This is a genomic window from Pseudomonas putida (genome assembly GCA_041071465.1).
Classification (GTDB): Bacteria; Pseudomonadota; Gammaproteobacteria; order Pseudomonadales; family Pseudomonadaceae; genus Aquipseudomonas; species Aquipseudomonas putida_P.
The window spans coordinates 2,111,094-2,135,870 of sequence record CP163498.1 but is presented as its reverse complement, the minus strand read 5'-3'; the positions used below and the strand labels follow the sequence as shown (position 1 = coordinate 2,135,870).

22 protein-coding genes and 2 pseudogenes are annotated in these 24,777 nt (G+C 60.5%); 11 read left to right on the top strand and 13 right to left on the bottom strand.

Annotation, left to right across the window (positions count from 1 at the left end; translation table 11 throughout):
• Positions 1–60 precede the first annotated feature (60 nt).
• The gene (gene cfaB / locus AB5975_09895) at positions 61–1,245 is read left to right on the top strand and encodes a C17 cyclopropane fatty acid synthase CfaB (protein XDR22087.1); all 1,185 of its coding nucleotides are present in this window, start codon (positions 61–63) and stop codon (positions 1,243–1,245) included.
• A gap of 102 nt (positions 1,246–1,347) precedes the next feature.
• On the opposite strand, the gene cls is transcribed toward cfaB, so the two are convergent.
• The gene (cls, locus tag AB5975_09890) at positions 1,348–2,787 is read right to left on the bottom strand and encodes a cardiolipin synthase (protein XDR22086.1); all 1,440 of its coding nucleotides are present in this window, start codon (positions 2,785–2,787) and stop codon (positions 1,348–1,350) included.
• A gap of 133 nt (positions 2,788–2,920) precedes the next feature.
• On the opposite strand from cls, the gene AB5975_09885 reads away from it, so the two are divergent.
• Positions 2,921–3,448, top strand: coding sequence for a DUF3617 domain-containing protein (locus AB5975_09885; protein XDR22085.1), 528 nt, complete (start codon positions 2,921–2,923; stop codon positions 3,446–3,448).
• Here the strand turns inward: AB5975_09885 and folE2 are convergent.
• Positions 3,432–4,337: a GTP cyclohydrolase FolE2 gene (gene folE2 / locus AB5975_09880; GenBank protein XDR22084.1), complete on the bottom strand. Its 906-nt coding sequence runs from the start codon at positions 4,335–4,337 to the stop codon at positions 3,432–3,434. The genes AB5975_09885 and folE2 overlap by 17 nt on opposite strands.
• A 25-nt stretch (positions 4,338–4,362) precedes the next feature.
• Positions 4,363–4,743, bottom strand: a complete 381-nt coding sequence (locus AB5975_09875) for a glutamine synthetase (protein XDR22083.1) — start codon at positions 4,741–4,743, stop codon at positions 4,363–4,365.
• 114 nt (positions 4,744–4,857) lie between these two features.
• Between AB5975_09875 and zigA the strand changes: the two genes are divergently transcribed.
• The 3 genes from zigA to AB5975_09860 are packed head-to-tail and all read left to right on the top strand — an operon-like array spanning position 4,858 to position 7,698.
• Positions 4,858–6,063, top strand: coding sequence for a zinc metallochaperone GTPase ZigA (gene zigA, locus AB5975_09870; GenBank protein XDR22082.1), 1,206 nt, complete (start codon positions 4,858–4,860; stop codon positions 6,061–6,063).
• Positions 6,060–6,686, top strand: coding sequence for a DUF1826 domain-containing protein (locus tag AB5975_09865; protein XDR22081.1), 627 nt, complete (start codon positions 6,060–6,062; stop codon positions 6,684–6,686). Before zigA ends, AB5975_09865 begins: the two co-directional genes overlap by 4 nt.
• 40 nt (positions 6,687–6,726) lie before the next feature.
• Positions 6,727–7,698: a GTP-binding protein gene (locus tag AB5975_09860; protein ID XDR22080.1), complete on the top strand. Its 972-nt coding sequence runs from the start codon at positions 6,727–6,729 to the stop codon at positions 7,696–7,698.
• Here AB5975_09860 and AB5975_09855 read toward each other — a convergent pair whose 3' ends face one another.
• Complete coding sequence (locus AB5975_09855; GenBank protein XDR22079.1) at positions 7,699–8,091, bottom strand: DUF3301 domain-containing protein; 393 nt, start codon at positions 8,089–8,091, stop codon at positions 7,699–7,701.
• 120 nt (positions 8,092–8,211) lie between these two features.
• Between AB5975_09855 and pdxY the strand changes: the two are divergent.
• Positions 8,212–9,083, top strand: a pseudogene (pdxY, locus tag AB5975_09850) (pyridoxal kinase PdxY).
• Here pdxY and AB5975_09845 read toward each other — a convergent pair.
• Complete coding sequence (locus tag AB5975_09845) at positions 9,080–9,565, bottom strand: acyl-CoA thioesterase (protein XDR22078.1); 486 nt, start codon at positions 9,563–9,565, stop codon at positions 9,080–9,082. The pseudogene pdxY and the gene AB5975_09845 overlap by 4 nt on opposite strands.
• Before the next feature lie 342 nt (positions 9,566–9,907).
• Here AB5975_09845 and AB5975_09840 point away from each other — a divergent pair, with 342 nt between their 5' ends.
• Positions 9,908–11,668, top strand: a complete 1,761-nt coding sequence (locus AB5975_09840; protein XDR22077.1) for a cation:proton antiporter — start codon at positions 9,908–9,910, stop codon at positions 11,666–11,668.
• Between the two features lie 133 nt (positions 11,669–11,801).
• Here the strand turns inward: AB5975_09840 and AB5975_09835 are convergent, their stop codons facing one another.
• The 4 genes and pseudogenes from AB5975_09835 to zwf form a co-directional block, all read right to left on the bottom strand.
• On the bottom strand, positions 11,802–12,209 hold the full coding sequence (locus tag AB5975_09835; GenBank protein ID XDR22076.1) for an SMI1/KNR4 family protein: 408 nt from the start codon (positions 12,207–12,209) through the stop codon (positions 11,802–11,804).
• A 113-nt stretch (positions 12,210–12,322) separates the two neighbouring features.
• Positions 12,323–13,177 (bottom strand): Tim44 domain-containing protein, encoded by an 855-nt coding sequence (locus AB5975_09830; GenBank protein ID XDR22075.1) that lies wholly within the window; start codon positions 13,175–13,177, stop codon positions 12,323–12,325.
• 134 nt (positions 13,178–13,311) lie between these two features.
• A complete protein-coding gene (uvrD, locus tag AB5975_09825) occupies positions 13,312–15,498 on the bottom strand; it encodes a DNA helicase II (protein XDR22074.1) in 2,187 nt (728 codons plus the stop codon).
• A 212-nt stretch (positions 15,499–15,710) separates the two neighbouring features.
• A pseudogene (gene zwf, locus AB5975_09820) lies at positions 15,711–17,151 on the bottom strand (glucose-6-phosphate dehydrogenase).
• A gap of 103 nt (positions 17,152–17,254) precedes the next feature.
• Here zwf and hexR point away from each other — a divergent pair.
• Entirely contained in the window at positions 17,255–18,121 is an 867-nt protein-coding gene (gene hexR, locus AB5975_09815) for a transcriptional regulator HexR (protein XDR22073.1), read from the top strand.
• 150 nt (positions 18,122–18,271) lie between these two features.
• Positions 18,272–18,490, top strand: a complete 219-nt coding sequence (locus AB5975_09810; GenBank protein ID XDR22072.1) for a PA3496 family putative envelope integrity protein — start codon at positions 18,272–18,274, stop codon at positions 18,488–18,490.
• Here AB5975_09810 and AB5975_09805 read toward each other — a convergent pair.
• Complete coding sequence (locus AB5975_09805; GenBank protein ID XDR22071.1) at positions 18,432–19,394, bottom strand: LysR family transcriptional regulator; 963 nt, start codon at positions 19,392–19,394, stop codon at positions 18,432–18,434. The two genes, AB5975_09810 and AB5975_09805, sit on opposite strands and share 59 nt — an antisense overlap.
• A 190-nt stretch (positions 19,395–19,584) precedes the next feature.
• On the opposite strand from AB5975_09805, the gene AB5975_09800 reads away from it, so the two are divergent.
• Positions 19,585–21,000, top strand: a complete 1,416-nt coding sequence (locus AB5975_09800) for an acetyl-CoA carboxylase biotin carboxylase subunit (GenBank protein ID XDR22070.1) — start codon at positions 19,585–19,587, stop codon at positions 20,998–21,000.
• An 11-nt stretch (positions 21,001–21,011) separates the two neighbouring features.
• Positions 21,012–22,820 carry a sodium-extruding oxaloacetate decarboxylase subunit alpha gene (gene oadA, locus AB5975_09795; GenBank protein ID XDR22069.1) on the top strand — a complete coding sequence of 603 codons (1,809 nt, stop codon included), beginning with the start codon at positions 21,012–21,014 and terminating at the stop codon, positions 22,818–22,820.
• Between the two features lie 101 nt (positions 22,821–22,921).
• On the opposite strand, the gene AB5975_09790 is transcribed toward oadA, so the two are convergent.
• Genes AB5975_09790 through AB5975_09780 form a run of 3 tightly spaced genes read right to left on the bottom strand, consistent with a single transcriptional unit; the run spans position 22,922 to position 24,689 of the window.
• The gene (locus AB5975_09790) at positions 22,922–23,593 is read right to left on the bottom strand and encodes a GNAT family N-acetyltransferase (protein ID XDR22068.1); all 672 of its coding nucleotides are present in this window, start codon (positions 23,591–23,593) and stop codon (positions 22,922–22,924) included.
• Between the two features lie 7 nt (positions 23,594–23,600).
• Entirely contained in the window at positions 23,601–24,047 is a 447-nt protein-coding gene (locus AB5975_09785; protein ID XDR22067.1) for an N-acetyltransferase family protein, read from the bottom strand.
• A gap of 12 nt (positions 24,048–24,059) precedes the next feature.
• Entirely contained in the window at positions 24,060–24,689 is a 630-nt protein-coding gene (locus AB5975_09780) for an FMN-binding negative transcriptional regulator (GenBank protein XDR22066.1), read from the bottom strand.
• Between the last annotated feature and the right edge of the window lie 88 nt (positions 24,690–24,777).

Below are 24,777 nucleotides of genomic sequence, written 5' to 3'. Positions count from 1 at the left end.
TGTTGCGGCGACGTTCGAAATATCAGGCGTCGTAGTCAATTAGGGATAGGAGGGTTGTTCATGCTTGCTCAACTTCCACCGGCATTGCAGAGCCTGCATCTGCCGCTGCGGCTGAAACTGTGGGACGGCAACCAGTTCGATCTGGGGCCTAGCCCGCAGGTCACCATCCTGGTCAAGGAACCACAGCTCATCAGCCAGTTGACCCATCCAAGCATGGATCAGCTAGGCACCGCATTTGTTGAAGGCAAGCTGGAGCTGGAAGGCGATATTGGCGAGGCCATCCGCGTGTGTGATGAGCTGAGCGAAGCATTGCTGGCCGGTGAGGAAGAAGTGCTGCCGCAGAGGCTTGCCCACGACAAGAGCACTGACGCCGAAGCCATCTCTTATCACTATGACGTCTCCAACGCGTTCTACCAGCTATGGCTGGATCAGGACATGGCCTATTCATGCGCTTACTTCCGCGAGCCCGACAACACGCTCGACCAGGCGCAGCAGGACAAGTTCGACCACTTGTGCCGCAAGCTGCGCCTCGATGCCGGCGACTACCTGCTCGACGTTGGCTGCGGCTGGGGAGGGCTGGCGCGTTTTGCGGCCCGCGAGTATGGCGCCAAGGTGTTCGGCATTACCTTGAGCAAGGAGCAGCTCAAGCTGGGTCGCCAGCGCGTCAAGGCCGAGGGGCTAGCCGACAAGGTCGACTTGCAGATTCTCGACTACCGTGACCTGCCCCAGGATGGCCGCTTCGACAAGGTTGTCAGCGTGGGCATGTTCGAACATGTCGGGCATGCAAACCTGGCGCTGTACTGCCAGAAGCTGTTCGGCGCTGTGAGGGAAGGGGGGCTGGTAATGAACCACGGCATTACCGCCAAGCACGTCGATGGCCGACCGGTCGGGCGAGGTGCTGGTGAGTTCATCGACCGCTATGTATTCCCTCACGGTGAGCTGCCGCACTTGTCGATGATCAGTGCCAGTATTTGTGAGGCGGGGTTGGAAGTGGTGGATGTCGAAAGCCTACGCCTTCACTACGCCAAGACCCTGCATCACTGGAGTGAGAACCTGGAAAACCAGTTGCACAAAGCGGCGGCGCTGGTGCCCGAGAAGACACTGCGTATTTGGCGTTTGTACCTGGCCGGGTGTGCTTATGCCTTCCAGAAGGGCTGGATCAACCTGCACCAGATATTGGCAGTGAAGCCGTACGCCGACGGGCACCATAACCTGCCGTGGACGCGGGAAGACCTGTATCGCTGAAACGGTCTTCAGGATACCCCGTCACTTTGTAGGAGCAGCACAAGGCTGCTCCTACAGGTCCTGTGCTTGTCTTGGAATGGTCCAACAAGCAGAGGGCTTATCTTAAAGAATTGGTGAGATCAGCCGCGCAATGCGCATCCCCAGTTGTTGCAGTCGATGCGTATCGCGGCTGTCCTCTGCAGTAATCTCCCGTGCCTGTTCAAAGTCATCGTTCAGCATGTGCTCGACCTGGTCGGCGAAGCTGCGGTCGACTGTCAGCAGGGTAATTTCGAAGTTCAGGCGGAACGAGCGGTTGTCCAGGTTGGCACTGCCAATCGCACTGACGTCGTCATCCACCAACACCACCTTCTGATGCAGGAACCCTGGCTGGTAACGGAACACGCGCACCCCTGCGCGTACCGCTTCAAAGGCGAACAGGCTGGAGGCGGCATAGACAATGCGGTGGTCCGGCCGTGATGGAATCAGCACGCGCACATCGACCCCTCGCAACACCGCCAGGCGCAAGGCGGCGAACACGGCCTCGTCAGGAATGAAGTAAGGGCTGGTGATCCACACTCTGCGAGTGGCGGAGTGAATTGCTTCAAGGAAGAACAGCGAGCAGGTTTCCTGTGGGTCTGCCGGGCCGCTGGCCAAGGCCTGGCACAGGACACCGTTGTCCGGGTAGGCATCTGGCAGGATCAGTGGCGGTAGCTGGCGCGTGGCCCAGTACCAGTCTTCGGCGAACGACTCTTGCAGGCAGGCCAGCACCGGCCCGCTAATCTGCACATGGGTGTCGCGCCAGGGTGAAAGCTGCGGGTGCTTACCCAGGTACTCGTCACCCACGTTGTGCCCGCCGATGAAACCGACCAGGCCATCCACCACCACGATCTTGCGATGGTTGCGGAAGTTGACCTGGAAACGATTGAACCAGCCGCGGCGGGTGGCGAAGGCATGGATCTGCACACCACCGTCACGCAGCACCTGGCTGTAACTGGCCGGCAAGGCGTGGCTGCCGACACGGTCGTAGAGCACGAACACCTGCACCCCTTCGGCGGCCTTGCGTAACAACAGTTGCTGCAGCGCTTTGCCAAGGGTGTCGTCATGAATGATGAAGAACTGCACCAGCACCACATCGCGGGCTTTCTCGATGGCAGCGAAAATGGCATCAAATGTGGCCTGGCCATTGATCAGCAGTTTCACCTGGTTGTTTGCCAGGCATGGCATGCGACCCAGCTTGGGCATGGCGCGCAAGGCTGCGTAGCTTTCCGACTCACGGGCAGTAAGGGCTTCCTCAACCCAGGGCCGCCAGTTGAGGTTGGCCATGGCCACGTGCATTTCCTGGTTGGCCTGGCGCCGCGCCTTGATGTAGGCATAGAACGAGCGGGCACCGAAGACCAGATAGGGAATCAAGGTGAGGTAGGGGATGAAGAACAAGGGCATGGCCCAGGCAATCGCGCCTTGGGCAGTCCGCACGGTGAACACCGCGTGCAGTGCGGCTACGATCCCCAGCAGATGTATCAGGCCGAGTAGGTAACCAAAGAAGTAGGGGCTGTGGTAATCCATATGCATCCTGCTTGCCGAGTACACTTGAGGTAACAGAACACGTTCCCGGTCCGCCTTGCAACCCGAAGGTGGATTTGGCGTCTAAGGCTCAGCCCGGCCCGCTTGGCCGGCTTTTTTCCAGGAGCGTTCGTCCATGAAGATTCGTCTGCCACTGTTGGCGTTGGCCCTAGCAATGAGCAGCCCGCTGGTGCATGCCCAGATGCTGCAACCCGGTTTGTGGGAGCTGACCACCAGCAACATGCAGGTCGATGGCAAGCCGCTACCCGACATGGAATTCATGCTCGGCCAGCTAAAAAACCTGCCGCCAGAGCAGCGCGCAATGATGGAAGGGGTGTTGGCCAAACAGGGAGTAAGCGTAGGCGGTAAGGGTGTACGTTCGTGCCTGACGCCAGAACAGGTGGCAACCAACGACATCCCGCTGCAGGACCCGAAGTCAGGTTGCACGCAGAAGATCACTGACCGCACCGGTAATGTGTGGAAGTTTCAGTTCAGCTGCCCGAAGGCCCAGGGGAGTGGCCAGGCTACATTCCTCAGTGATCGGGAATTCACTACCCAGGTGAGCGGCACATTCAACGCCTCGGGTGTGCAGCAGCAAGGCAGCATGAACACCCGTGCGGTGTGGCTGGGCAATGACTGCGGCACGGTCAAACCGCGCAGCTGACATCCCATTGCCACTGGCTGGTTGCTACAGCGTCGTGGGCATGCAGGCTCTCTGCATGTTCCACGCGTAGTTTGAAGGCTGTGCTCCATTCCATTTGCCGGAGAGCCTTATGCAGGCGGCGTGCGGCGTCTTCACAGAACATCAGGTTTTGCCCGTTGGCCAACGCGAAGGCTTGCTCGTCTGCGCGCTTTACGGCGGTTTGCACCGCTGTCCCCAGGCTAGCCTCTATGCGGTCGATCAACTCGGTGATGGGCAACACCTGCTGATTGCTGTTTAGCCGTACCTGAACCTGCGCGGTACTGCGTTGGCTATGAGGCGTAGCAACAATCCCTTCGGCACTGCCAAGCCATTGCAGTACCGCAGCTTTTTCGATTTTCTGTTCGCTGAAGTGCGTCTGAAACTGCTGCTGAATCAGCTGCCGTGCGAGTGCAGCCGAGCATGGGCAGGTTGAGGAGTAAGGAACAGAAACGGATAGTTCCACGTGGAACACTTCATTTTCGATCCTGGCATCTACCGTTACGGCGTAGCTTTTCCAGCCCGCCAATGGGCTGATCAAGGCGGGCCTGTTCAGCAGATGCTCGAAGCTGAAGCGCAAGTAGGCTGCGGAAGAAAGGCTTGCGTGGCTGCTGAGGAAATCCTCCAGAAGCTGCCAGATGGCGAGTGGTGTGAGAGGCTGGTGTTCCAATGACCCCAGCGCAAGGTAAAGCCGCGACATGTGTATGCCGCGTGAACTGCCGTCTACCAGGCTAACTCCTGCGTCGACTTTGGCAGCCGCGGTGCGCCCTTCGAATTGCACTGGCAGGGCGATTCCGCACATGCCAACCCAATTCAATGGCACGGCATACGCTTGAGTTTGTGCGGCGATATCGGGGAGCTTGAGCTGAGTCATTTGGCTTTCCAAGCAAGTAAAGGCATCAACGGCAACCGCCGATCAAACTGCAATGCAGATTGAAGCGCTGCCCGCTGGAGCTGGATACGCGGTTCAAAGTGGTCCAGCCAACGCGGCGGCTGTAACCCACCCAGGCCTCTCCATCGCTGGCCAGGCCGGTAAAAAAGGTCAATGTGCCGTAGCGGCTGTTGGTTTGTGCCCACAGGCGCCGGCTGTCGAAGTCGTAGCCGCGCAGGTAGAACGTGCTGCCTTCGGTGCGCACGCTGTAGTAACTGCCTTTGCCGTCCTGGCAGGCGAGCAGCGTGGCGCTTCGCGTACAAAGCGCCAATGCACTGCCTTTTGGCATAGCCAGCAGTGAAGTCGGCATGACCAGCATCAGCAACGCCAAGACGCTTGGCAGATTCATTTTTCATCCCCGGTGAGCACTCGTCCGTCGAGAACGGCTTGGCGAAATTGTATTGTTACTTTATAACATTGTGCAATGCATCGTTTCGAATGCGTCTGCCTGAAGAGGTTCGCCATGCCCAATCGTCTCCCCGTCACCGTGCTGTCCGGCTTCCTGGGCGCCGGCAAGAGCACACTGCTCAACCATGTGCTGCGCAACCGCGACAACCTGCGGATCGCGGTCATCGTCAATGACATGAGTGAAATCAACATCGACGCCAGTGAGGTGCAGCGCAATGTCAGCCTCAACCGCGCTGAAGAGAAACTGGTCGAGATGAGCAACGGCTGCATCTGCTGCACGTTGCGTGAAGACCTGCTTGAAGAGGTGGCGCGGCTGGCCGAAGAAGGGCGTTTTGACTATTTGCTGATCGAGTCCACCGGTATCTCCGAACCATTACCGGTGGCCGAAACCTTCACTTTCCGCGACGAACAGGGCCGCAGTCTGTCCGATATGGCGCGCCTGGACACCATGGTCACCGTGGTCGATGGCCTGAACTTCCTGCGCGACTATCAGGCGGCAGACAGCCTGGCCAGCCGTGGCGAAACCTTGGGCGAAGAAGACGAGCGGTCAATCAGCGATCTGCTGATCGAGCAGGTCGAATTCGCCGATGTGCTGCTGCTGAGCAAGATCGACCTTATCAGCCAACATGAGCGCGAAGAACTCACCGCCATTCTGCGCAGCCTCAATGCCCGGGCTCAGATCGTACCCATGGTCATGGGGCAGGTGCCGCTGACGCGTATTCTGGACACTGGCCTGTTCGACTTCGATCAGGCAGCCCAGGCACCGGGTTGGTTGCAGGAGTTGCGCGGTGAGCATGTGCCCGAAACCGAAGAGTACGGTATCGCGGCCATGACCTGGCAGGCACGACGTCCGCTTCATCCACAGCGCTTTTTCGACTTTATCCACACTCACTGGACTAACGGGCGGTTACTGCGTTCCAAGGGTTTTTTCTGGTTGGCCAGCAAATATCAGGAAGCCGGTAGCTGGTCGCAAGCGGGCGGCATGATGCGCCATGGCCTGGCTGGCCGGTGGTGGCGCTTCGTACCGCGCGATCAGTGGCCGCAGGATGTGGATAACACCAGCGCGATCTTGAAACACTGGACTGCTGAGACCGGTGATTGCCGCCAGGAGTTGGTGTTCATCGGGCAGAATATCGACTTCGGAAAATTATCCACAGCCCTTGATGGCTGCCTGTTGACGGATCAGGAAATGGACTTGGGCCACATGGGTTGGTTACGCCTGCCCGATCCGTTTGGCCCATGGCACGAGGAGGCGGCATGAACGCGGCAACTCGGGCTGTGGATATCTTTCAGGTGCACGGCGATAGCCCGCAAGTTCTGGCTGAGGTGCTGCAGGACGGCGTGAACCTGGCCGTTTGGCGCCGGCGCCTGCCGGCACAGTTACAGGACTTTTCTGAATTGGCCATAAGCCTTGGTCAGCCCCTGGCGGATCAGCGGGTAATCGATGTGGACGAGCAGCAGATGCCAGTACTGCCCGATCTGCTGCGTGAAGCGTCGGATTTACTTGGCTATGAGGCCTTCGTTGCCGATGTGACGTGGTTGGTGGCGGCGTACACCTGCCTGGTTGGCGCACGTCGGGTCGGTTTACGTCTGCGGGTACTGGACGGTCCTATGTGCCCGCGCTTCCATGTGGATAACGTGCCATTACGCCTGCTCACTACCTATGCGGGTCCGGGTAGTGAATGGTTGCAAGAGCAGGATAGCCGGCGTGGAGAGTTACACACAGCTGATCTTCCTGTGGATAACATAAAGCGCCTGCAGCCCGGCGAGGTAGGGATACTGAAAGGCGAGAAATGGCAGGGCAACGAGGGCGCAGGCCTGGTGCATCGGTCCCCTTCAGGGCAACAGGGGCGGCTACTGCTCAGCCTTGACTGGCTGGCCTGACGGCGCATAGTGAGGCATCACCACCGCCTGAAGTCGCCCCATGCTGCAGAACATTCCCACCCATGTAATTGCCGGCCCGCTGGGCGCTGGCAAAACCACCCTGATCCGTCATCTGCTGGCCCAGCGCCCAGCCAATGAACGCTGGGCTGTACTGATCAACGAATTTGGCCTGGTAGGCCTGGATGCGGCCTTGCTCAGCCGTGACGAAGACGGCATAGCCATCGGCGAGGTGGCAGGCGGCTGCCTGTGCTGCGTCAACGGCATGCCATTTCAGGTGGGCCTGGGGCGCTTGCTGCGTAAATCCCGGCCCGACAGGTTGTTTATCGAGCCTTCCGGCTTGGGCCACCCATTACAGCTGCTGGCTCAGCTACAGCAAGCCCCTTGGGCTGGAGTGCTGACAATTCAACCACTTCTGATGGTTGTGGATGCCCTGGCCATGGCTAGAAACGAGCCCCTCACGGAGGCTCAACAGCAGGCTTTCGATGGCTGTGAGAACGTGGTTTTCAACAAGTCAGAGCTTGTGGATGAATCAGATAAGTTGTTGATAACTAATAAATTTATAAACAAGAAAATCATATGGACAGTGCAAGGTTGGCTGCCTCTGTCGGGCCTTCCGCAGGCATCTTCCCAGATTGTTGACAGCCCATTCCTAGATAACAAGATTGTCGACAATCTTGAAAGTGCCCCAGCATTACTCTGGACAGACCCCAGGCAGCCCATCTGCCTTAGCCAACAGGGGGAAGGAGGTTGGAGTATTGGCTGGCGTTGGCACCCTGGCCAACAGTTTTATCCACAGCGGTTACAGGCGTTCTTGCGCGTCTGGCCATGGCGACGCGCCAAGGGAGTTATCCACAGTGTGGAAGGCTGGCAATCATTCAATGGGCTCAATGGAGGCATGCCCGCCTGGCAGCCCAGCGAATGGCGCAGGGATACGCGTATCGAGCTGATTTTCGATCAGCCGCAATCGCAACCCGCACTGCATGCCGGGTTGAGCGAATGCCAAGTCAGCTGATCAGTTGCGCCAGCGGTTGTGCTCCTGGCGCCACTGCTGCATTTCGATGACATTGTCGGCGCGCGGTGGGGTCTTGATTTCGAACGGGTAGGGTGCCAGCTCGATCTGCACGCTGTGGGCGCCGAACTGGGTCACGGTACCGGGGTGGCGCTGCTCGCCCGTGACGGTGAACTCGAAGGCATAGATGCGTGCCAGGCGTTTACGGCCATTGGCATCCCGGACAAAGGCGATGCGCTTGAGCGCGACGGCGTCGTCGAGCAATTCGAGGTCGAGCTTGGCGCAATGCTGTTTGACCCGCTCCAGGGCTTTCTCGCGCAACCCATGGTTGTGCCACAACCAGGCGCCTGCCGTGGCTACCAGCATCAGGACGAAGAGGTTCTCCAGGGTCAACATTTGCATATGCTCCAAACAGGTGTATCCAGCTTAACTGCGTCCCTGGCCTGTCGTACAGGTGGCAATCGCGTTCATACTGCGCTGCGTACAATCCTTGAAACAGCTTTGGAAACCACCCGCATGAAACGTACCCCGCACCTGCTCGCCATTCAGTCTCATGTGGTGTTCGGCCACGCCGGCAACAGCGCCGCGGTGTTCCCCATGCAGCGTATCGGGTCAATGTCTGGCCGCTCAATACCGTGCAGTTCTCCAATCACACACAGTATGGCCAGTGGGCGGGTGAAGTGCTTGCCCCGGCGCAAATTCCTGCGTTGGTGGAAGGTATTTCCAACATCGGCGAGCTGGGCCACTGCGATGCGGTGCTTTCCGGCTACCTGGGCAGTGCCGAACAGGGGCGAGCGATCCTGGCCGGCGTCGAGCGGATCAAGGCGGTGAACCCAAAGGCTTTGTACCTGTGCGACCCGGTCATGGGGCACCCGGAGAAGGGCTGCATCGTCCCGCCCGAAGTCAGTGCGTTTCTGCTCGAGGAGGCGGCGGTCAGGGCGGACATCCTGTGCCCCAACCAACTGGAGCTGGACAGCTTTTGTGGGCGTCGCGCGCAGTCACTGGAAGATTGCGTGAACATGGCGCGCAGCTTGCTGAAGCGTGGGCCGCAGGTGGTGGTGGTCAAGCACCTGGCCTACCCTGGGCGCGCCGAGGACCAGTTCGAAATGCTGCTGGTGACTGCCGAACACAGCTGGCACCTACGCCGCCCGCTGCTGGCGTTTCCACGCCAGCCGGTGGGGGTGGGTGACCTCACCTCCGGTTTGTTCCTGGCCCGTGTAATGCTGGGCGACAGCTGGGTGCAGGCATTCGAGTTCACGGCTGCAGCGGTGCATGAAGTGCTGCTGGAAACCCAGGCCTGCGCCAGCTACGAATTGCAGCTGGTGCGGGCTCAGGACCGCATTGCGCACCCACGGGTACGCTTCGAGGCGCAGTTGCTGGCGCTTTAGATCGCGTCGGTTTTCAGGTCCTGGTAGCGCTTCTCCAGCTCCTGGCGGATCTGGCGCCGCTGATGGCCTTGCAGGAAGCGACGCTTTTCTTCGCTGCTATGCGGCTGGCGCGGTGGCACCGGCACCGGGCGGCGATTGTCGTCGACTGCAACCATGGTGAAGAAGCAACTGTTGGAGTGGCGCACCGAGCGCTCGCGGATGTTCTCGGTCACCACTTTGATGCCGACCTCCATCGAGGTGTTGCCGGTGTAGTTGACCGACGCGAGGAAGGTCACCAGTTCACCTACGTGTACGGGTTCGCGGAAGATCACCTGGTCGACCGACAGGGTCACCACATAGCTACCGGCATAGCGGCTGGCGCAGGCGTAGGCCACTTCGTCGAGGTACTTGAGCAGGGTGCCGCCATGTACGTTGCCAGAAAAGTTGGCCATGTCCGGGGTCATCAGGACGGTCATGCTCAGCTGGGCGTTTCCAGGTTCCATAGTGTGCTCACGGTGAGGTTGCGCTGAATCGGGCGAATGGAGGGCGTTATCTGCTGACACTGCTGTTCCCCTCTTATGAATTTGCCTTGCTGATACGGGACGTTGGCTGACGCGCTGTCGTCACGCTGATCATGCCATCAGCGGCGCTTTTCCAGCCGATCTGTTTCTGCATATTGCACCGGCTTTTTGCGGCGGGGTGCGATGTTAACCTGAGTACGCCCATGCAACATGGGCGTTCCTGCATTCAATACAGTATGTACTTGCTGCTCCCTCAGGTTTGCCTTGGCAGAGGAGCGGTCTGCCCAGGCATTCAGAAAAAGACGAGAAAAGGAGTATCACGCCATGCATGCCATCAGCTTCATCCAGGACCTGGCGGTCATCATGCTGGTCGCTGGCGTGGTCACCATTCTCTTCCATCGCCTCAAGCAGCCGGTGGTGCTTGGGTACATTGTCGCGGGCTTCATCATTGGCCCGCACACCCCGCCGTTTGGCCTTATCCATGATGAAGACACCATCAAGACCCTCGCTGAACTGGGGGTGATCTTCCTGATGTTCTGCCTGGGGCTCGAGTTCAGCCTGCGCAAGCTGTTCAAGGTGGGTGCCACAGCGTTCATCGCAGCGTTCCTGGAAATCGTGCTGATGATCTGGATCGGCTTCGAGATCGGTCGCTGGTTCGGCTGGAATACCATGGACTCGCTGTTCCTCGGCGCCATCCTGGCCATATCCTCGACCACCATCATCGTCAAGGCGCTCAACGACCTGAAGATGAAGAACGAGCGCTTTGCCCAGCTGATCTTCGGCGTGCTGATTGTCGAGGACATCCTTGGCATCGGCATCATTGCCCTGCTGTCGGGCATCGCGGTCAGTGGCACGGTCAGCTCGGGTGAGGTGTTCTCCACTGTCGGCAAGCTGTCACTGTTCATGATCGTCGCCCTGGTCATCGGCATCTTGTTGGTGCCGCGGCTGCTGGCCTATGTGGCCAAGTTCGAAAGCAACGAGATGTTGCTGATCACCGTACTGGGCCTGTGTTTCGGCTTCTGCCTGCTGGTGGTGAAGCTGGAGTACAGCATGGTGCTTGGCGCCTTCCTGATTGGTGCGATCATGGCTGAATCGCGCCAGTTGCTGAAAATAGAAAGCCTGATCGAACCGGTACGCGACCTCTTCAGCGCCATATTCTTCGTCGCCATCGGCCTGATGATCGACCCCCAGGTGCTCATAGACTACGCCTGGCCGATCGTGGTCATCACCTTGGCGGTGGTGCTGGGCAAGATGCTGTCTTGTGGCATGGGGGCGTTCATCGCCGGCAATGATGGGCGCACGTCGCTGCGCGTGGGCATGGGGCTATCGCAAATTGGCGAATTCTCTTTCATCATCGCCGCGCTGGGCATGACCCTGCAGGTAACCAGCGATTTCCTTTACCCGGTGGCTGTCGCGGTATCGGCAATCACCACGTTGCTGACGCCGTACCTGATCCGCGCGGCCGACCCGTTGTCGCAAAAGCTGGGCAATATAGTGCCGGGCCGCCTGGCGCGGGTGCTGTCGTTGTACGGCGAGTGGTTGCGCAACATCCAGCCGCAGGGCGAGAGCGCCATGCTGGCGGCGATGATTCGGCGCATCCTGTTGCAGGTGGGGGTAAACCTGGCGCTGGTAATCGCCATTTTCTTCAGTGGTGGCTACTTCGCAGGGCGAATCGGCAACTGGCTCAGTGAGTGGGTGAGCGATGCGAGCCAGCAGAAGGCTGTGATCTGGGGGGCGGCCTTGTTGCTGTCGCTGCCATTCCTTATCGCCGCCTACCGCAAGCTCAAGGCACTTTCGATGTTGCTGGCAGAGATGGGCGTGAAGCCTGAAATGGCAGGGCGGCATACCCAGCGTGTGCGCCGTGTGATTGCTGAAGTTATCCCGCTGTTGTCGCTGCTGGTGATCTTCCTGCTGCTGTCGGCATTGTCGGCGAGCATTCTGCCGACCAGCGAGTTGTTGCTGGTGATTGCTGTAGTCGCTGCCGTGGTGGTGGCGTTGTTGTGGCGCTGGTTCATCCGCGTGCACACGCGCATGCAGATCGCCTTGTTGGAGACGCTAGAGAATAGTCGCGAGAACTCGCACTAAGGGGCAATGCTCCCTGCGCAAGATTTCACCGTCGTCCGAGGGGATGGAGCGGTAGCGATGTCGCCAGGCGCAGAAAGCCTGGCGATTTTAACTACATTGATGGCACTAAGCCATAAATATTCCTGTGGATATTTCAGCTTTCCAGCCAAACATCCCGCGCCCAGTGCCACACCGATTCCCAGCTGTCTTCGCCGACCAGTTCCTCATCGGCATCCCACAGCACCACGGTGCCATCTTCTTCTACGCAGTAGTAGTTTTCGCCGTCCTGGCACAGTGGGATCAGCTCACGCGGCACGCCGGCATCCCAAGCTGTGGCGGCAACTTCTGGCAGGTACGTGTGCGACTGCGGGTCGGTACAAGTGACAGGCTCAAGAGAGCCGTAAACAACATCACTTACGGTCAGCAGAAACTCTTTGAACACGAATGGAATATTGATGAACAGCTGCTCTTCGATCTCCACCAGTTGGTCCTCGTCGGGAAGCTCCAAGGGCACCGGTACGGGTTCATTGGCTTCACGGAGTTGTTCGATCACTTCTTCCACGGTTCACTTCCTCTGACCTAGATGACAACGCTGCGCGTTATACCCTAGTAGGCCAGTCTGGCAAAAGCAAAAACCCCGGGACAGGCCCGGGTTTTTCATGCAGCACGTAGCGGTTAGCCGTTTTGACGGATACCGGCAACCAGCCAAGGTTGGTTCTCGCCCTGGGCGCGAACCATGTGCCAGCTTTCGCTGAACACTTCGCCCTGGTCGAAGCGCGAGTTCTTCGACACGCCACGGAAGGTCAGGGTGGCGTCGGTGCGGTCGGCGCGGTCGTCGAGACCGTCCAGCTGCACTTCCAGGTTATCGATGTAGGTAGCCTGGAAGCCATCACCCAGCTCAGCACGCTCGCGCTTGAGGAACTCCAGCATTTGCGGAGTAACGAACTCGGCGATCTTGTCCATTTCGTTGGCATCCCAGTGCTGCTGCAGCGACTGGAAATGGTTACGGGCGGCAGCCAGGAAGTTCTGCTCGTTGAACCAAGCCGGGGCGTTGATTACCGGAGCGGCTGCGGCGGCAGGTGCGGCCGAACCCCCGAAGATCGACGGCTGGGCAGGCTGGGCGTGAGCCTCACGCTGCATCGGCGCATGGCCTGGCATGGCCATTTGCGGCTGCTGCTGGCGGCGGCGCGCGGCGATGAAGCGGAACACCAGGAAGGCAATGAGCGCCACGATCAGGAAGTCCATGATCTGGAAGCCTTCGAAACCGTCGCCCATGAACATGGACGCCAGCAGGCCACCGGCGGCCAGGCCGGCCAATGGGCCCAACCAGCGCGAAGCACCGCTGGCGGCCGGGGCTGCACGACCAGGTGCGGTCGGCGCGGCGGCAGGCGTGGTTGGCGTAGCCTGGCGGGTCTGGTGAATAGGCGCGGAGCCCGAGCTCTTACCGCCGCCGAAACGCTTGGCGTTGGCGTCCAGGCTCAGCGTCAGGCCGACGCAGAGCGCCAGTGCGATGCTAAGAAAACGTTGCATAAGTGGGATATCCCCTGTTGTGGATTGCACGCGCGTCATGGTGCACAGGTTCCCGGGCACATGACCAGCGACATAATGTTTCGAGCTTTTGCCTGAATGTTACAAGGCCGCCCCGGCAGGGCGGCCTTGCGCTTTCAGATGGCCTCGAGCTTGGCATACCCCAGCATCAGCCACTTGCTGCCTTCGGCAAAGTTCACCTGCACCCGCGCCTGCGCACCCGAGCCCTCGAAGTTGAGGATCACACCTTCGCCAAACACTGCATGTTGTACACGCTGGCCAAGGTTGAACGCGGTCTGCGGAATACTGGCATTGGCAAACAGGTTGCTGTTGGTGGCGGTCTTGGCCCCACCGAACGGGCGGCTGACGCTGTTGGACAGGCGCACTTCCTGAACCAAGCCTGGCGGAATTTCGCGCACGAAACGCGACACCTTGTTGTAGGTCTCGCTGCCATACAGACGACGGGTTTCGGCATAGGTCATGACCAGCTGGCGCATGGCGCGGGTGATGCCCACGTAGGCCAGGCGCCGTTCCTCTTCCAGGCGGCCGGGTTCTTCCAGGCTCATCTTGTGCGGGAACAGGCCTTCTTCCATGCCCACCAGGAACACATACGGGAACTCCAGGCCTTTGGCGCTGTGCAGGGTCATCAGCTGGATGCTGTCTTCATGCTCATCAGCCTGGGTATCGCCCGCTTCAAGCGAGGCATGCCCCAAGAAGGCTGACAGTGGCGAGAGGTCGGCATCTTCGTCGGCGGATTCGAAGTTGCGTGCAGCGCTGACCAGTTCCTCAAGGTTTTCTACCCGTGCCTGGCCCTTTTCACCTTTTTCCTCCTGGTGATAGAGGATCAGCCCGGACTGCTCGATGGTGGTCTGGGTCATGGTATGCAGCGGCATGTCCACGACTTTGGCGGCCAGCCCCTCGATCAGCTCGATGAAAGCCCCCAGGGCACTGGCGGCGCGGCCCTTCAGGGCCTTGGCGGCGAGCAGCTGGCACATGGCCTCCCACATCGACAACTGGCTGTGGCGGGCGTGCTCACGGATGGCTTCGACGGTTTTTTCGCCGATACCGCGCGGCGGCACGTTGATCACCCGCTCCAGGGCGGCATCGTTGCCACGCCCTTCGATCAGCCGCAGGTATGCCATGGCGTTCTTGATTTCGGCGCGTTCGAAGAAGCGTTGGCCGCCATAGATGCGGTAGGGGATGCGCTCGCGCAGCAGGGCCTCTTCCAGCACCCGCGACTGGGCGTTGGAACGGTACAGAATGGCGATCTCGTTACGCGCATTGCCCTGCTTGACCAGGCTTTCGATGGTTTCTACCACGTAGCGCGCTTCGTCATGCTCGTTGTAGGCCGCGTACAGGGTCAGCGGTTCGCCTTCGCCCATGTCGGTCCACAGCTCTTTGCCCAGGCGCCCACTGTTGTTGGCGATCAGGGCGTTGGCAGCCTTGAGGATGCCGCCGGTGGAGCGGTAGTTCTGCTCCAGGCGGATCATCTCGGCGTCGGGGAAGTCGGCGGTGTACTGGTGAATGTTTTCGATCTTGGCGCCGCGCCAGCCGTAGATCGACTGGTCGTCATCGCCTACCGCCATCAAGCTGGCGCCACCGCGCGCCAACAGGCGCAGCCAGGCGTACTGCACGGCGTTGGTATCCTGGAACTCGTCCACCAGCACGTGCTGGAAGCGCCGCTGGTAGTGCTCCAGCAAGCCCGGGTGGTCGCGCCACAGGTCCAGGGCGCGCAGCAGCAGTTCGGAGAAGTCGATGACCCCGGCGCGCTCGCAGGCCTGCTCGTAGGCGGTATAGACCTCGCGCATGGTCGCCAGGAACAGGTCGCCACCGGCCTGGATATGCTGCGGGCGCAGGCCCTCGTCCTTCTGCCCGTTGATGAACCACTGGGCCTGGCGCGCCGGCCACTTCTGCTCGTCCAGGCCCAGCTCGCGCATCACCCGCTTGATCAGGCGCTGCTGGTCGTCGCTGTCGAGGATCTGGAAGTTCTGAACCAACCGTGCTTCCTGCCAGTGGGCCCGCAGCAGGCGATGGGCCAGGCCGTGGAAGGTGCCTACCCACATACCCGCCGGGTTGATCCCCAGCAGCTGCTCGATCCGCTGGCGCATTTCTGCAGCAGCCTTGTTGGTGAAGGTCACCGACAGGATCGAATGCGGCGACGCCTGCTCTACCTGGATAAGCCAGGCGATGCGGTGCACCAGCACGCGGGTTTTACCGGAACCGGCGCCGGCAAGCACCAATTGACGCCCGAGCGTGGCCGCTACGGCCTGGCGTTGGGCATCGTTGAGGGAATTCAGCAGGAGGGAGAGGTCATCTGTGTGCATCGGGCCATTCTAGGGCGCAGCAGGGGAAGGGTAAATGGCACTGTATGAATATTCACCCTTGCGCAACTGCAAAGCGGCCCCTGCAGGCCGTGCGCCTGCAGGGGCCGTCACGTCTACATCAATGGGTTTCCACGATGTCGGTGATGCAAGTGATCAGTTGGCCGTCGTGGAAAATATCTGCAGCGCATACCTGCGATGCAGCGCGAAGCGCTTCAGCTGTGCCAGTGCCTGCCATGCCGCGCGAGTAGGCTGTTGGCCTGCTCCGGGCCGTTGTTGCCCGCCGGGTAATGGCGTGGCGCCTGAAAGTGCTCTTCCCAGCCCTTGATGATCGGGTCGACCCACGCCCAGGCCGCTTCCACTTCATCACGCCGCATGAACAGCGTCGAGTCGCCTTCCAGGATGTCCAGCAGCAGGCGTTCGTAAGCACCCCAACGACGGGTCTGGCCGAACACCTGGGCCAGGTTGAGGTCCAGGTCCACCGGCTCCAGTCGCATGCCTTTGCCGGGGCTTTTGGTCATCATGCGCAGGCTGATGCGTTCGTCCGGTTGCAGCTGGATCAACAGCTGGTTGACCTGGCCGCCGCTGAAAAGCTCATGGGGCACAGGCTTGAACTGGATGACGATCTGCGAAGTGCGCCGCGCCATGCGCTTGCCGGTGCGCAGGTAGAACGGCACGCCAGCCCAGCGCCAATTGTCGATGTGCGCCTGAACGGCCACAAAGGTTTCGGTATCGCTGTCGTTGTCCACGTCCTTTTCGAAGTAATAGGCCGGCACTTCCTGGCCACCGATGTAGCCGGCACCGTACTGACCACGCACGGTCTTGTCCTGTACGTCCTGCCCAGTAATGGGCTTGAGGGCACGCAGGACCTTCACTTCTCGTCGCGCACGGCCTCGGCTTCGAACTGCGCGGGTGGCTCCATGGCCACCAGGCACAGCAGCTGCAGCAAGTGGTTCTGGAGCATGTCGCGGGTTGCCCGGCGCGGTCGTAGTACCCGCCGCGGTTCTCTACACCGAGGGTTTCGCAGGCGCTGATCTGCACATGATCGACCTGGCCGTTGCGCCACACAGGTTCAAGCAGGGCGTTGGCAAAGCGCAGCGCCATGAGGTTCTGCACGGTTTCCTTGCCCAGGTAGTGATCAATGCGAAACACCTGGGGTTCTTCGAACACGGCGCCGATCGCTTCGTTGATGGCGGTGGCCGAGTGCTGTGAATGGCCAATGGGCTTTTCCAGCACAATGCGCGCCTCGCTGTCGGCCAGCCCGGAAATACGCAAGTGGTTGGCGATTGGCACGAACAGGGAGGGCGCGGTGGCCAGGTAGAAGACGCGGGTCAGCCCGCCAGGCTCGCCGAGGTAGCGCGCCAGGCGACCGAAGTCGGCGCTTTGCGAGGCATCCATGGGGAAGTAGTCGAGGCGCGCGGCAAAGCGTTGCCACACATCTTCGTCGAAGTCGGTGCGGGCAATCTGCGCCCGGCAATGCCGTTCTGCGAGCTTGAGGTATTCGTTACGGCTGATGTTGCGGCGGGCGAGGGCAATGATGCGTACCGCGTTGTTCAGGCGCGCCTCGCGATACAAATGGTAGAGCGCCGGAAGCAATTTGTGCAGGGCCAGGTCGCCCGTGCCACCGAACACCAGAATGTCGCAAGGAATAGTCAAACCACCACTCTCCACGTTCGTTTAACTGGGCGGGTTGGCGTCCATGTAGTATAACTACAAGAAAGCTACAACCCGGCCAGCCGATCATAACCGAGTCCAGCCCGTGAATCTGTTGCAACATATCGCCCAATCGCGCCACCTGCTGCGCAAATCGGAACTCAAAGTGGCCGACCACGTGCTGCTCGACCCGGCTGCCGTCATGCACAGCTCCATGGCCGATCTGGCGCACAGTGTGGGCATCAGCGAGCCGACCATCGTACGTTTCTGCCGGGCGATCGGTTGCTCGGGCTTCCAGGACCTGAAACTCAAGCTGGCGCAGAGCCTGGCGGCTGGGGCCAGTTTTGGCCAGTTTGCCATCCATGAAGACGACTCGGTCGCCGACTACAGCCTGAAGATCTTCGACACTACCCTGCACACCCTGATGGAAGTGCGCGAGCACCTCGACCCGCATGCGCTTCAGCAGGCGGTGAGCGCCATGGCCCAGGCACAGCGTGTCGAGTTCTATGGCTTTGGTGCCTCTGGTGCGGTGGCGGCCGATGCCCAGCACAAGTTCTTCCGCCTGCTGCTCAGTGCCGCTGCTTATTCCGACCCGCACATGCAGGCGATGTCGGCGGTAACCTTGAAGCCGGGCGATGTGGCCGTGTGTATTTCCCAGTCGGGTCGCTCCAAGGACTTGCTGATCACCGCCAACCTGGTGCGTGAGAGCGGCGCCAACCTGATTACCCTGTGCCCCAGCCAGACGCCGCTGGCCGAGCTGTCGACGGTCAACCTGGCGATCGACGTGCATGAGGACACCGAAATCTATACCCCGCTGACCTCGCGTATCGCCCACCTTGTGGTGATTGACGTGCTGGCCATGGGCGTGGCCATGGCACGGGGCCCGAGCCTGGTCAACCACCTGAAAAGCGTGAAGCGCAGCTTGCGCAGCCTGCGTTTGTCGCCCAAGTCGATCAAGGCTACAGATGACTGAATTCAGCCTGTAATGGCCTTTACGCGAGTTCATCCGTGAAAAGGCCGGCAAAGGCGAAGCAAATTTCACTGTTTTGTCACCATTCCACAGCCAAACCGTAAACCATCAAGGCCAGTCTGAAACTCCCGCATCCTATCTGGGAGACAGGCAATGGCTCGTGACTTCGATGGTACGTACCAACCCAACGCCAAGGCTCGCAAACAGCAGGAAAAGGATCAGCGCCGCATGGAATACCGCCGCGCGATCGAAAGCTATTGCGACCAACGTCAGCTGCTGCGCGACCTGGTGGATTACCCCGAGTTGCAAGAACTCACGGTGTGGCAGGCGTCGGCGGCAACTTCCCCGAAAAACGCTCAACAAGCGCGCTGATCAACGCACGTTCGCCGCGGATGAATGCCAGAAAGGCCAAGGCCACCGGCGACTGTCGCTTGGCCTTGGACTGCACCACGCACCAGCTGCGGTACAGCGGCAGTTCCTCCACCGGTAATTCCTTCAGCACCCCGGTGGCCAGTTCCAGGTTGACTGCGTGGCGGGTGAGCAGGGCGATCCCAAGGCCGGCGATCACGCATTCGCGCTGGGCATCGGCCGATGCAACCTCCAGGGTCTGGGTGAAATGCACGCGCTTGTCCTTGAAGTACTCTTCGCAAGCCTTGCGCGTCCCTGAACCTTGCTCACGGACCAACAGGGTATGAGGCTCCAGGTCCTGCAGGCGCAGCTGCTCGAGCTTGCACAGCGGGTGCTCGGGCGGCGCCACGGCAACGATCGGGTTGTTGAGGAATGGCAGAAACTCCAGACCCATGTCCTGCGGCACCATCGACATGATGATCAGGTCGTCGCGGTTGTCGGAAAGACGGCGAATGGCCTGGGCGCGGTTGACCACTGTCAGGGTCAGGTTGACCTCCGGGTGACGCTGCTTGAAGGCGGCGAACAGGTGTGGCACGAAGTACTTGGCACTGGACTCGATCGCCAGCTTCAACTGACCCTGCAATGAGCCCTGCATGTCCGACAGCTGCATGTCCAGGCTCTCCAGGCGCCCGAAAATGTCGTGGCTGGCGCGTTGCAATGCTTCGGCCGCCTCGGTGAGGTAGAGCTTCTTGCCCACATACTCGAACAGCGGCTGGCCGATCAGCTCTTCAAGCTGGCGGATCTGTAGACTAACGGCGGGTTGCGTCAGCGACATCTCTTCCGCCGCACGGCTGTAAGAACGTAAATCACACACCTCATTGAAGATCTGCAATTGACGCAAAGTCATACGCATCAAGGACTTACGCATTTCTTTTCTCGCCTTCGGCAACACCTTGTTACCGCACTATAAGCTTTTGCTAATACAGCCCCTAACAAATATTGATTTTTGTTTATCGACCTACAGCGCTAGGGTGAATGTGCGACTGGCCAGCAACGCCTGGTCACGCGCCGACCGGTAGAACCGGCTCGACTGTTCCTACGGCTTTGGGAAGACTCCAGTGATAAAAAAAATCCTGATCGCCAACCGAGGTGAAATCGCAGTTCGGATCGTGCGTGCCTGCGCCGAGATGGGCATACGCTCGGTAGCGATCTTTTCCGACGCCGACCGGCATGCCTTGCACGTCAAGCGCGCCGACGAAGCCCACAGCATTGGTGCCGAGCCGCTGGCCGGCTACCTGAACCCGCGCAAGCTGGTGAACCTGGCTGTGGAAACCGGTTGTGATGCCCTGCACCCGGGCTATGGTTTTTTGTCGGAAAACGCTGAACTGGCAGAGATCTGCGCCGAGCGCGGGATCAAGTTCATCGGCCCGGCCGCCGACGTGATTCGCCGCATGGGCGACAAGACCGAAGCGCGCCGCACCATGATCGCCGCTGGTGTGCCGGTCACCCCTGGCACCGAAGGCAACGTTGCCGATATTCATGAAGCCTTGAGCGAAGGCGAGCGCATCGGTTACCCGGTGATGCTCAAGGCCACCTCCGGTGGTGGCGGTCGCGGTATTCGCCGTTGCAACAGCCGCGAGGAACTGGAACAGAACTTCCCACGGGTGATTTCCGAGGCGACCAAGGCCTTTGGTTCGGCTGAAGTGTTCCTGGAAAAGTGCATCGTCAACCCCAAGCACATCGAGGCGCAGATCCTCGGTGACAGCTTTGGCAACGTGGTGCACCTGTTCGAGCGCGACTGCTCGATCCAGCGCCGTAACCAGAAACTCATCGAAATCGCCCCAAGCCCCCAGCTCACCCCCGAGCAGCGCGCCTACATTGGCGACCTGGCAGTGCGTGCGGCCAAGGCGGTGAACTACGAGAACGCCGGTACCGTGGAGTTTCTGCTCGCCGATGGCGAGGTGTACTTCATGGAAATGAACACCCGGGTGCAGGTGGAACACACCATCACCGAGGAAATCACCGGTATCGACATCGTCCGTGAGCAGATTCGCATTGCCTCGGGCTTGCCGCTGTCGGTCAAGCAAGAAGACATTCAGCACCGCGGTTACGCGTTGCAGTTCCGTATTAACGCCGAAGACCCGAAGAACAACTTCCTGCCAAGTTTCGGCAAGATCACCCGTTACTACGCCCCCGGCGGCCCCGGCGTGCGTACCGACACGGCGATCTACACCGGCTACACCATTCCGCCGTTCTACGACTCCATGTGCCTGAAACTGGTGGTGTGGGCGTTGACCTGGGAAGAAGCCATGGACCGCGGCCTGCGGGCCCTGGACGACATGCGCGTGCAAGGGGTGAAGACCACCGCCGCGTACTACCAGGAAATCCTGCGCAATCCGGAATTCCGTAGCGGCCAGTTCAATACCAGCTTCGTCGAAAGCCACCCTGAACTGACCAACTACTCGATCAAGCGCAAACCCGAAGAGCTGGCCCTGGCCATCGCCGCCGCCATCGCCGCCCACGCAGGCCTGTGAGGAACCCCATAATGTCCAAGAAAATTCACGTAACCGACACGATCCTGCGCGACGCCCACCAGTCCCTGCTGGCCACCCGCATGCGTACCGAAGACATGCTGCCGATCTGCGACAAGCTCGACAAAGTCGGCTACTGGTCGCTGGAAGTCTGGGGTGGCGCCACCTTCGACGCCTGCGTGCGCTTCCTCAAGGAAGACCCGTGGGAGCGCCTGCGCAAGCTGCGTGCAGCACTGCCCAATACTCGCCTGCAAATGCTGCTGCGCGGCCAAAACCTGCTGGGCTACCGCCACTACAGCGACGACGTGGTCAAAGCTTTCGTCGCCAAGGCTGCGGTCAACGGCATCGATGTTTTCCGTATTTTCGACGCCATGAACGACGTGCGTAACCTGCGCGTGGCCATCGAAGCGGTCAAGGCCGCCGGCAAGCACGCCCAGGGCACCATCGCCTACACCACCAGCCCGGTGCACACCATCGAAGCCTTCGTGAACCAAGCCAAGCAGATGGAAGCCATGGGTTGCGACTCGGTAGCGATCAAGGACATGGCCGGCCTGCTGACCCCATTCGCCACTGGCGAGCTGGTCAAGGCGCTGAAGGCCGAGCAGTCGCTGCCGGTGTTCATCCACTCCCACGACACCGCCGGCCTGGCGGCCATGTGCCAGCTCAAGGCTGTGGAAAACGGTGCAGACCACATCGACACCGCCATTTCCAGCTTCGCCTGGGGCACCAGCCACCCGGGTACCGAGTCGATGGTTGCCGCGCTCAAGGGCAGTGAGTTCGATACCGGCCTGGACCTGGAACTGCTGCAGGAAATCGGCCTGTACTTCTACGCCGTGCGCAAGAAGTACCACCAGTTCGAAAGCGAGTTCACCGCCGTGGACACCCGCGTGCAGGTCAACCAGGTGCCGGGCGGCATGATTTCCAACCTGGCCAACCAGTTGAAAGAGCAGGGTGCGCTCAACCGCATGAACGAAGTGCTGGCTGAGATCCCACGTGTGCGTGAAGACCTTGGTTACCCGCCGCTGGTAACGCCGACCTCGCAGATCGTCGGCACCCAGGCGTTCTTCAACGTGCTGGCCGGCGAGCGCTACAAGACCATCACCAACGAGGTGAAGCTGTACCTGCAAGGCGGTTACGGCAAGGCGCCAGGTGTGGTCAACGAGCAACTGCGCCGCCAGGCGATCGGCAGCGAAGAAGTGATCGACGTGCGCCCGGCCGACCTGCTGAAGCCGGAGATGGCCAAGCTGCGTACCGACATCGGCGCCCTGGCCCGCTGTGAAGAGGACGTGCTGACCTTTGCCATGTTCCCGGACATTGGCCGCAAGTTCCTCGAAGAACGCGAAGCCGGCACGCTCACCCCGGAAGCCCTGCTGCCGATTCCAGAAGCTGGCGCCGTTTCTGCCCCTGGCGGTGAAGGCGTACCGACCGAGTTCGTCATCGACGTGCACGGCGAAACCTACCGCGTCGACATCACGGGTGTGGGTGTGAAGGCCGAAGGCAAGCGCCACTTCTACCTGTCCATCGACGGCATGCCGGAAGAAGTGGTGTTCGAACCACTCAACGAATTCGTCGGCGGCGGCGGCAGCAAACGCAAGCAAGCCACCGACCCAGGCCACGTCAGCACCACCATGCCAGGCAACATCGTCGATGTGCTGGTCAAGGAAGGTGACGTGGTCAAGGCCGGTCAGGCCGTGCTGATCACCGAAGCCATGAAGATGGAGACCGAAGTGCAGGCGGCCATCGCCGGCAAGGTCGTCGCCATCCATGTGGCCAAGGGCGATCGCGTGACGCCGGGTGAAATCCTGATCGAGATCGAGGGCTGATTCAGGCCTTCATCCACAAGCGGTTTACCTCTGGGGAGCGGATGCTCCCCTTTTTTTGTGCTGCATTTGATGGCCCTGTCGCCAGCAAGCCAATACAAAAATCAACCGTTGCGGCACGCTTCCAATGTTTGTCGCTGCCCGCCTGGCTGCTGATTATCCTCACCCAGCCACCGCTCGAAGCCGGCAGCCACCGCCGGCCATTCATCATCGGTAATCGAATACCAGGCCGTATCGCGGTTGTGGTCCTTCACCACCAGGTGTTTGCGGAAAACCCCTTCGTAGGTGAAGCCAAATCGCTCCGCTGCACGCTTCGAGCGGGCGTTGGCGTTATTGCACTTCCACTCCAGCCGGCGGTTGCCCAGTTCGAAGCCGAGCTTGCCCAGCAGGTACACCGCCTCGGTGCTCTTGGGCGTGCGCTGCATGGGGGCGCCGAAAGCGATATGGCCGATTTCGATTCGGCCGTGGTCGGGCACGATCGACATCAGGGTGAGGATGCCCTGGGCCTGGCCACTAGCGCGGTCGATGACGGTGTAGTACAGCGGGTCCTGGCCTGCAGCGTTGCCTTCCAGCCAGCGATCGAAGGCGGCACGTTCGGCGAATCGGCCGTAGGGCAGGTAGTCCCACAGCACTGGGTCGGAGGCTGGCCCCTGCAGTACCTCCCAGAGGTCGTTGCCATGGCGCACCGGGTCGAGCTTTTCCAGGCGGATGAAGCGGCCTTCGATTGGCTCGGCCTTGGGTGTTGCGGCGGGTTTCCAGTTCAATGCGTCAGTCATATCTGGCCTACAAACCTTTGCGGAATTGGATGAAGCCCGAGCGCTCGGCAACCTGCTGATACAGGCTGATGGCGGTGGCGTTGGTTTCGTGGGTCAGCCAGTGCACCTTGCTGCAGTTATCGGCCTTGGCGGTGGTGTAGACGTGTTCGATCAGTTGCCGACCGATGCCCAGGCCACGCTGCGTGCTGTCCACGTACAGGTCTTGCAGGTAGCAGGCATTCTCGATGCTCCAGTTGGAGCGATGGTAGATGAAGTTGACCATCCCCACGGCCTTGCCATCGACCCAGGCCAGTGCCGAATGGGTTGGCTCGTTAGGGTCGAGCAGGCGCTGCCAGGTGCTCTGGCTGACTTCATCGGCCAACTCGGTTTCGTAGAAGTGCAAGTAGGCCTGCCACAGGGCCTGCCAGGCGGCGTGATCTTGGGCGGTGACAGGGCGCAGGGTAACGCTAGACATGGGGCTATTCCTTCAGAGTTGGCGCATGTGCGCCGCGAGTTGGTTGTCTTGTTGATCGGTACTGGCGCTCAGGCTTTCGCACACACCGGCGATGTCTTGCTCGGAGCGGTTCTGGCTGAGCTTGCGCGCGCCTTGCAGGCGGGCGATGGGCAGGCGGACCCCGACGATGGCGCGGAGCATGCCGTCGAGGTAGTCAGCAGGGGCATCGGTGACCTTCCACGGTTCGCTGCGCCCCTGTTCGTGTCGGTCGGTCAGGCGGCTTACGATCGCCAGCAGCGGCTCGGCCTCATGGATAACATCGGCCGGGCCATAGGCGTGCACAGCCAGGTAGTTCCAGGTCGGCACCACCTTGGGGTTATCGGCCTTGCTTGGGTAGTAGCTGGGGCTGACATAGGCATCGGCGCCGGGGAACACCAGCAGCGCTTCGCCGCCTTGCTCGAGGTCTTGCCATTGGCGGTTGGCCCGGGCCAGGTGGGCATACACTGTGCCGAACTCGCCCTCAGCGGTATCGACCAGCACCGGCAGGTGCGTGGCCAGCAGGCCCTGCTCGCCGTGGCTGACCAGAACGGCCAGGCGGGTGTCCAGCATGTGTTGGTGCAGGCGGGCGAGGTCGTGTTCCTGGTGGGGTTTGCTGTTGTACATGGGCGGGATCCTTGTCGAATGGCTTCATCCTAGGCAGGCTATTGGTTCTGGGTAAGAGCCATTACTGTCTGATTTGATAGGTCCAATG

What these genes read in the sequence shown, in the direction of transcription:
- oadA (XDR22069.1), top strand. Translation starts at nt 21,012, where the DNA reads ATGTCCAAGAAAATTCACGTAACCGACACGATCCTGCGCGACGCCCAC.
- AB5975_09855 (XDR22079.1), bottom strand. Translation starts at nt 8,091, where the DNA reads ATGTTGACCCTGGAGAACCTCTTCGTCCTGATGCTGGTAGCCACGGCA.
- AB5975_09860 (XDR22080.1), top strand. Translation starts at nt 6,727, where the DNA reads ATGCTGCAGAACATTCCCACCCATGTAATTGCCGGCCCGCTGGGCGCT.
- AB5975_09780 (XDR22066.1), bottom strand. Translation starts at nt 24,689, where the DNA reads ATGTACAACAGCAAACCCCACCAGGAACACGACCTCGCCCGCCTGCAC.
- AB5975_09810 (XDR22072.1), top strand. Translation starts at nt 18,272, where the DNA reads ATGGCTCGTGACTTCGATGGTACGTACCAACCCAACGCCAAGGCTCGC.
- AB5975_09885 (XDR22085.1), top strand. Translation starts at nt 2,921, where the DNA reads ATGAAGATTCGTCTGCCACTGTTGGCGTTGGCCCTAGCAATGAGCAGC.
- AB5975_09785 (XDR22067.1), bottom strand. Translation starts at nt 24,047, where the DNA reads ATGTCTAGCGTTACCCTGCGCCCTGTCACCGCCCAAGATCACGCCGCC.
- folE2 (XDR22084.1), bottom strand. Translation starts at nt 4,337, where the DNA reads ATGACTCAGCTCAAGCTCCCCGATATCGCCGCACAAACTCAAGCGTAT.
- AB5975_09875 (XDR22083.1), bottom strand. Translation starts at nt 4,743, where the DNA reads ATGAATCTGCCAAGCGTCTTGGCGTTGCTGATGCTGGTCATGCCGACT.
- AB5975_09845 (XDR22078.1), bottom strand. Translation starts at nt 9,565, where the DNA reads ATGGAACCTGGAAACGCCCAGCTGAGCATGACCGTCCTGATGACCCCG.
- uvrD (XDR22074.1), bottom strand. Translation starts at nt 15,498, where the DNA reads ATGCACACAGATGACCTCTCCCTCCTGCTGAATTCCCTCAACGATGCC.
- AB5975_09805 (XDR22071.1), bottom strand. Translation starts at nt 19,394, where the DNA reads ATGCGTAAGTCCTTGATGCGTATGACTTTGCGTCAATTGCAGATCTTC.
- AB5975_09865 (XDR22081.1), top strand. Translation starts at nt 6,060, where the DNA reads ATGAACGCGGCAACTCGGGCTGTGGATATCTTTCAGGTGCACGGCGAT.
- AB5975_09790 (XDR22068.1), bottom strand. Translation starts at nt 23,593, where the DNA reads ATGACTGACGCATTGAACTGGAAACCCGCCGCAACACCCAAGGCCGAG.
- zigA (XDR22082.1), top strand. Translation starts at nt 4,858, where the DNA reads ATGCCCAATCGTCTCCCCGTCACCGTGCTGTCCGGCTTCCTGGGCGCC.
- AB5975_09830 (XDR22075.1), bottom strand. Translation starts at nt 13,177, where the DNA reads ATGCAACGTTTTCTTAGCATCGCACTGGCGCTCTGCGTCGGCCTGACG.
- cls (XDR22086.1), bottom strand. Translation starts at nt 2,787, where the DNA reads ATGGATTACCACAGCCCCTACTTCTTTGGTTACCTACTCGGCCTGATA.
- cfaB (XDR22087.1), top strand. Translation starts at nt 61, where the DNA reads ATGCTTGCTCAACTTCCACCGGCATTGCAGAGCCTGCATCTGCCGCTG.
- AB5975_09840 (XDR22077.1), top strand. Translation starts at nt 9,908, where the DNA reads ATGCATGCCATCAGCTTCATCCAGGACCTGGCGGTCATCATGCTGGTC.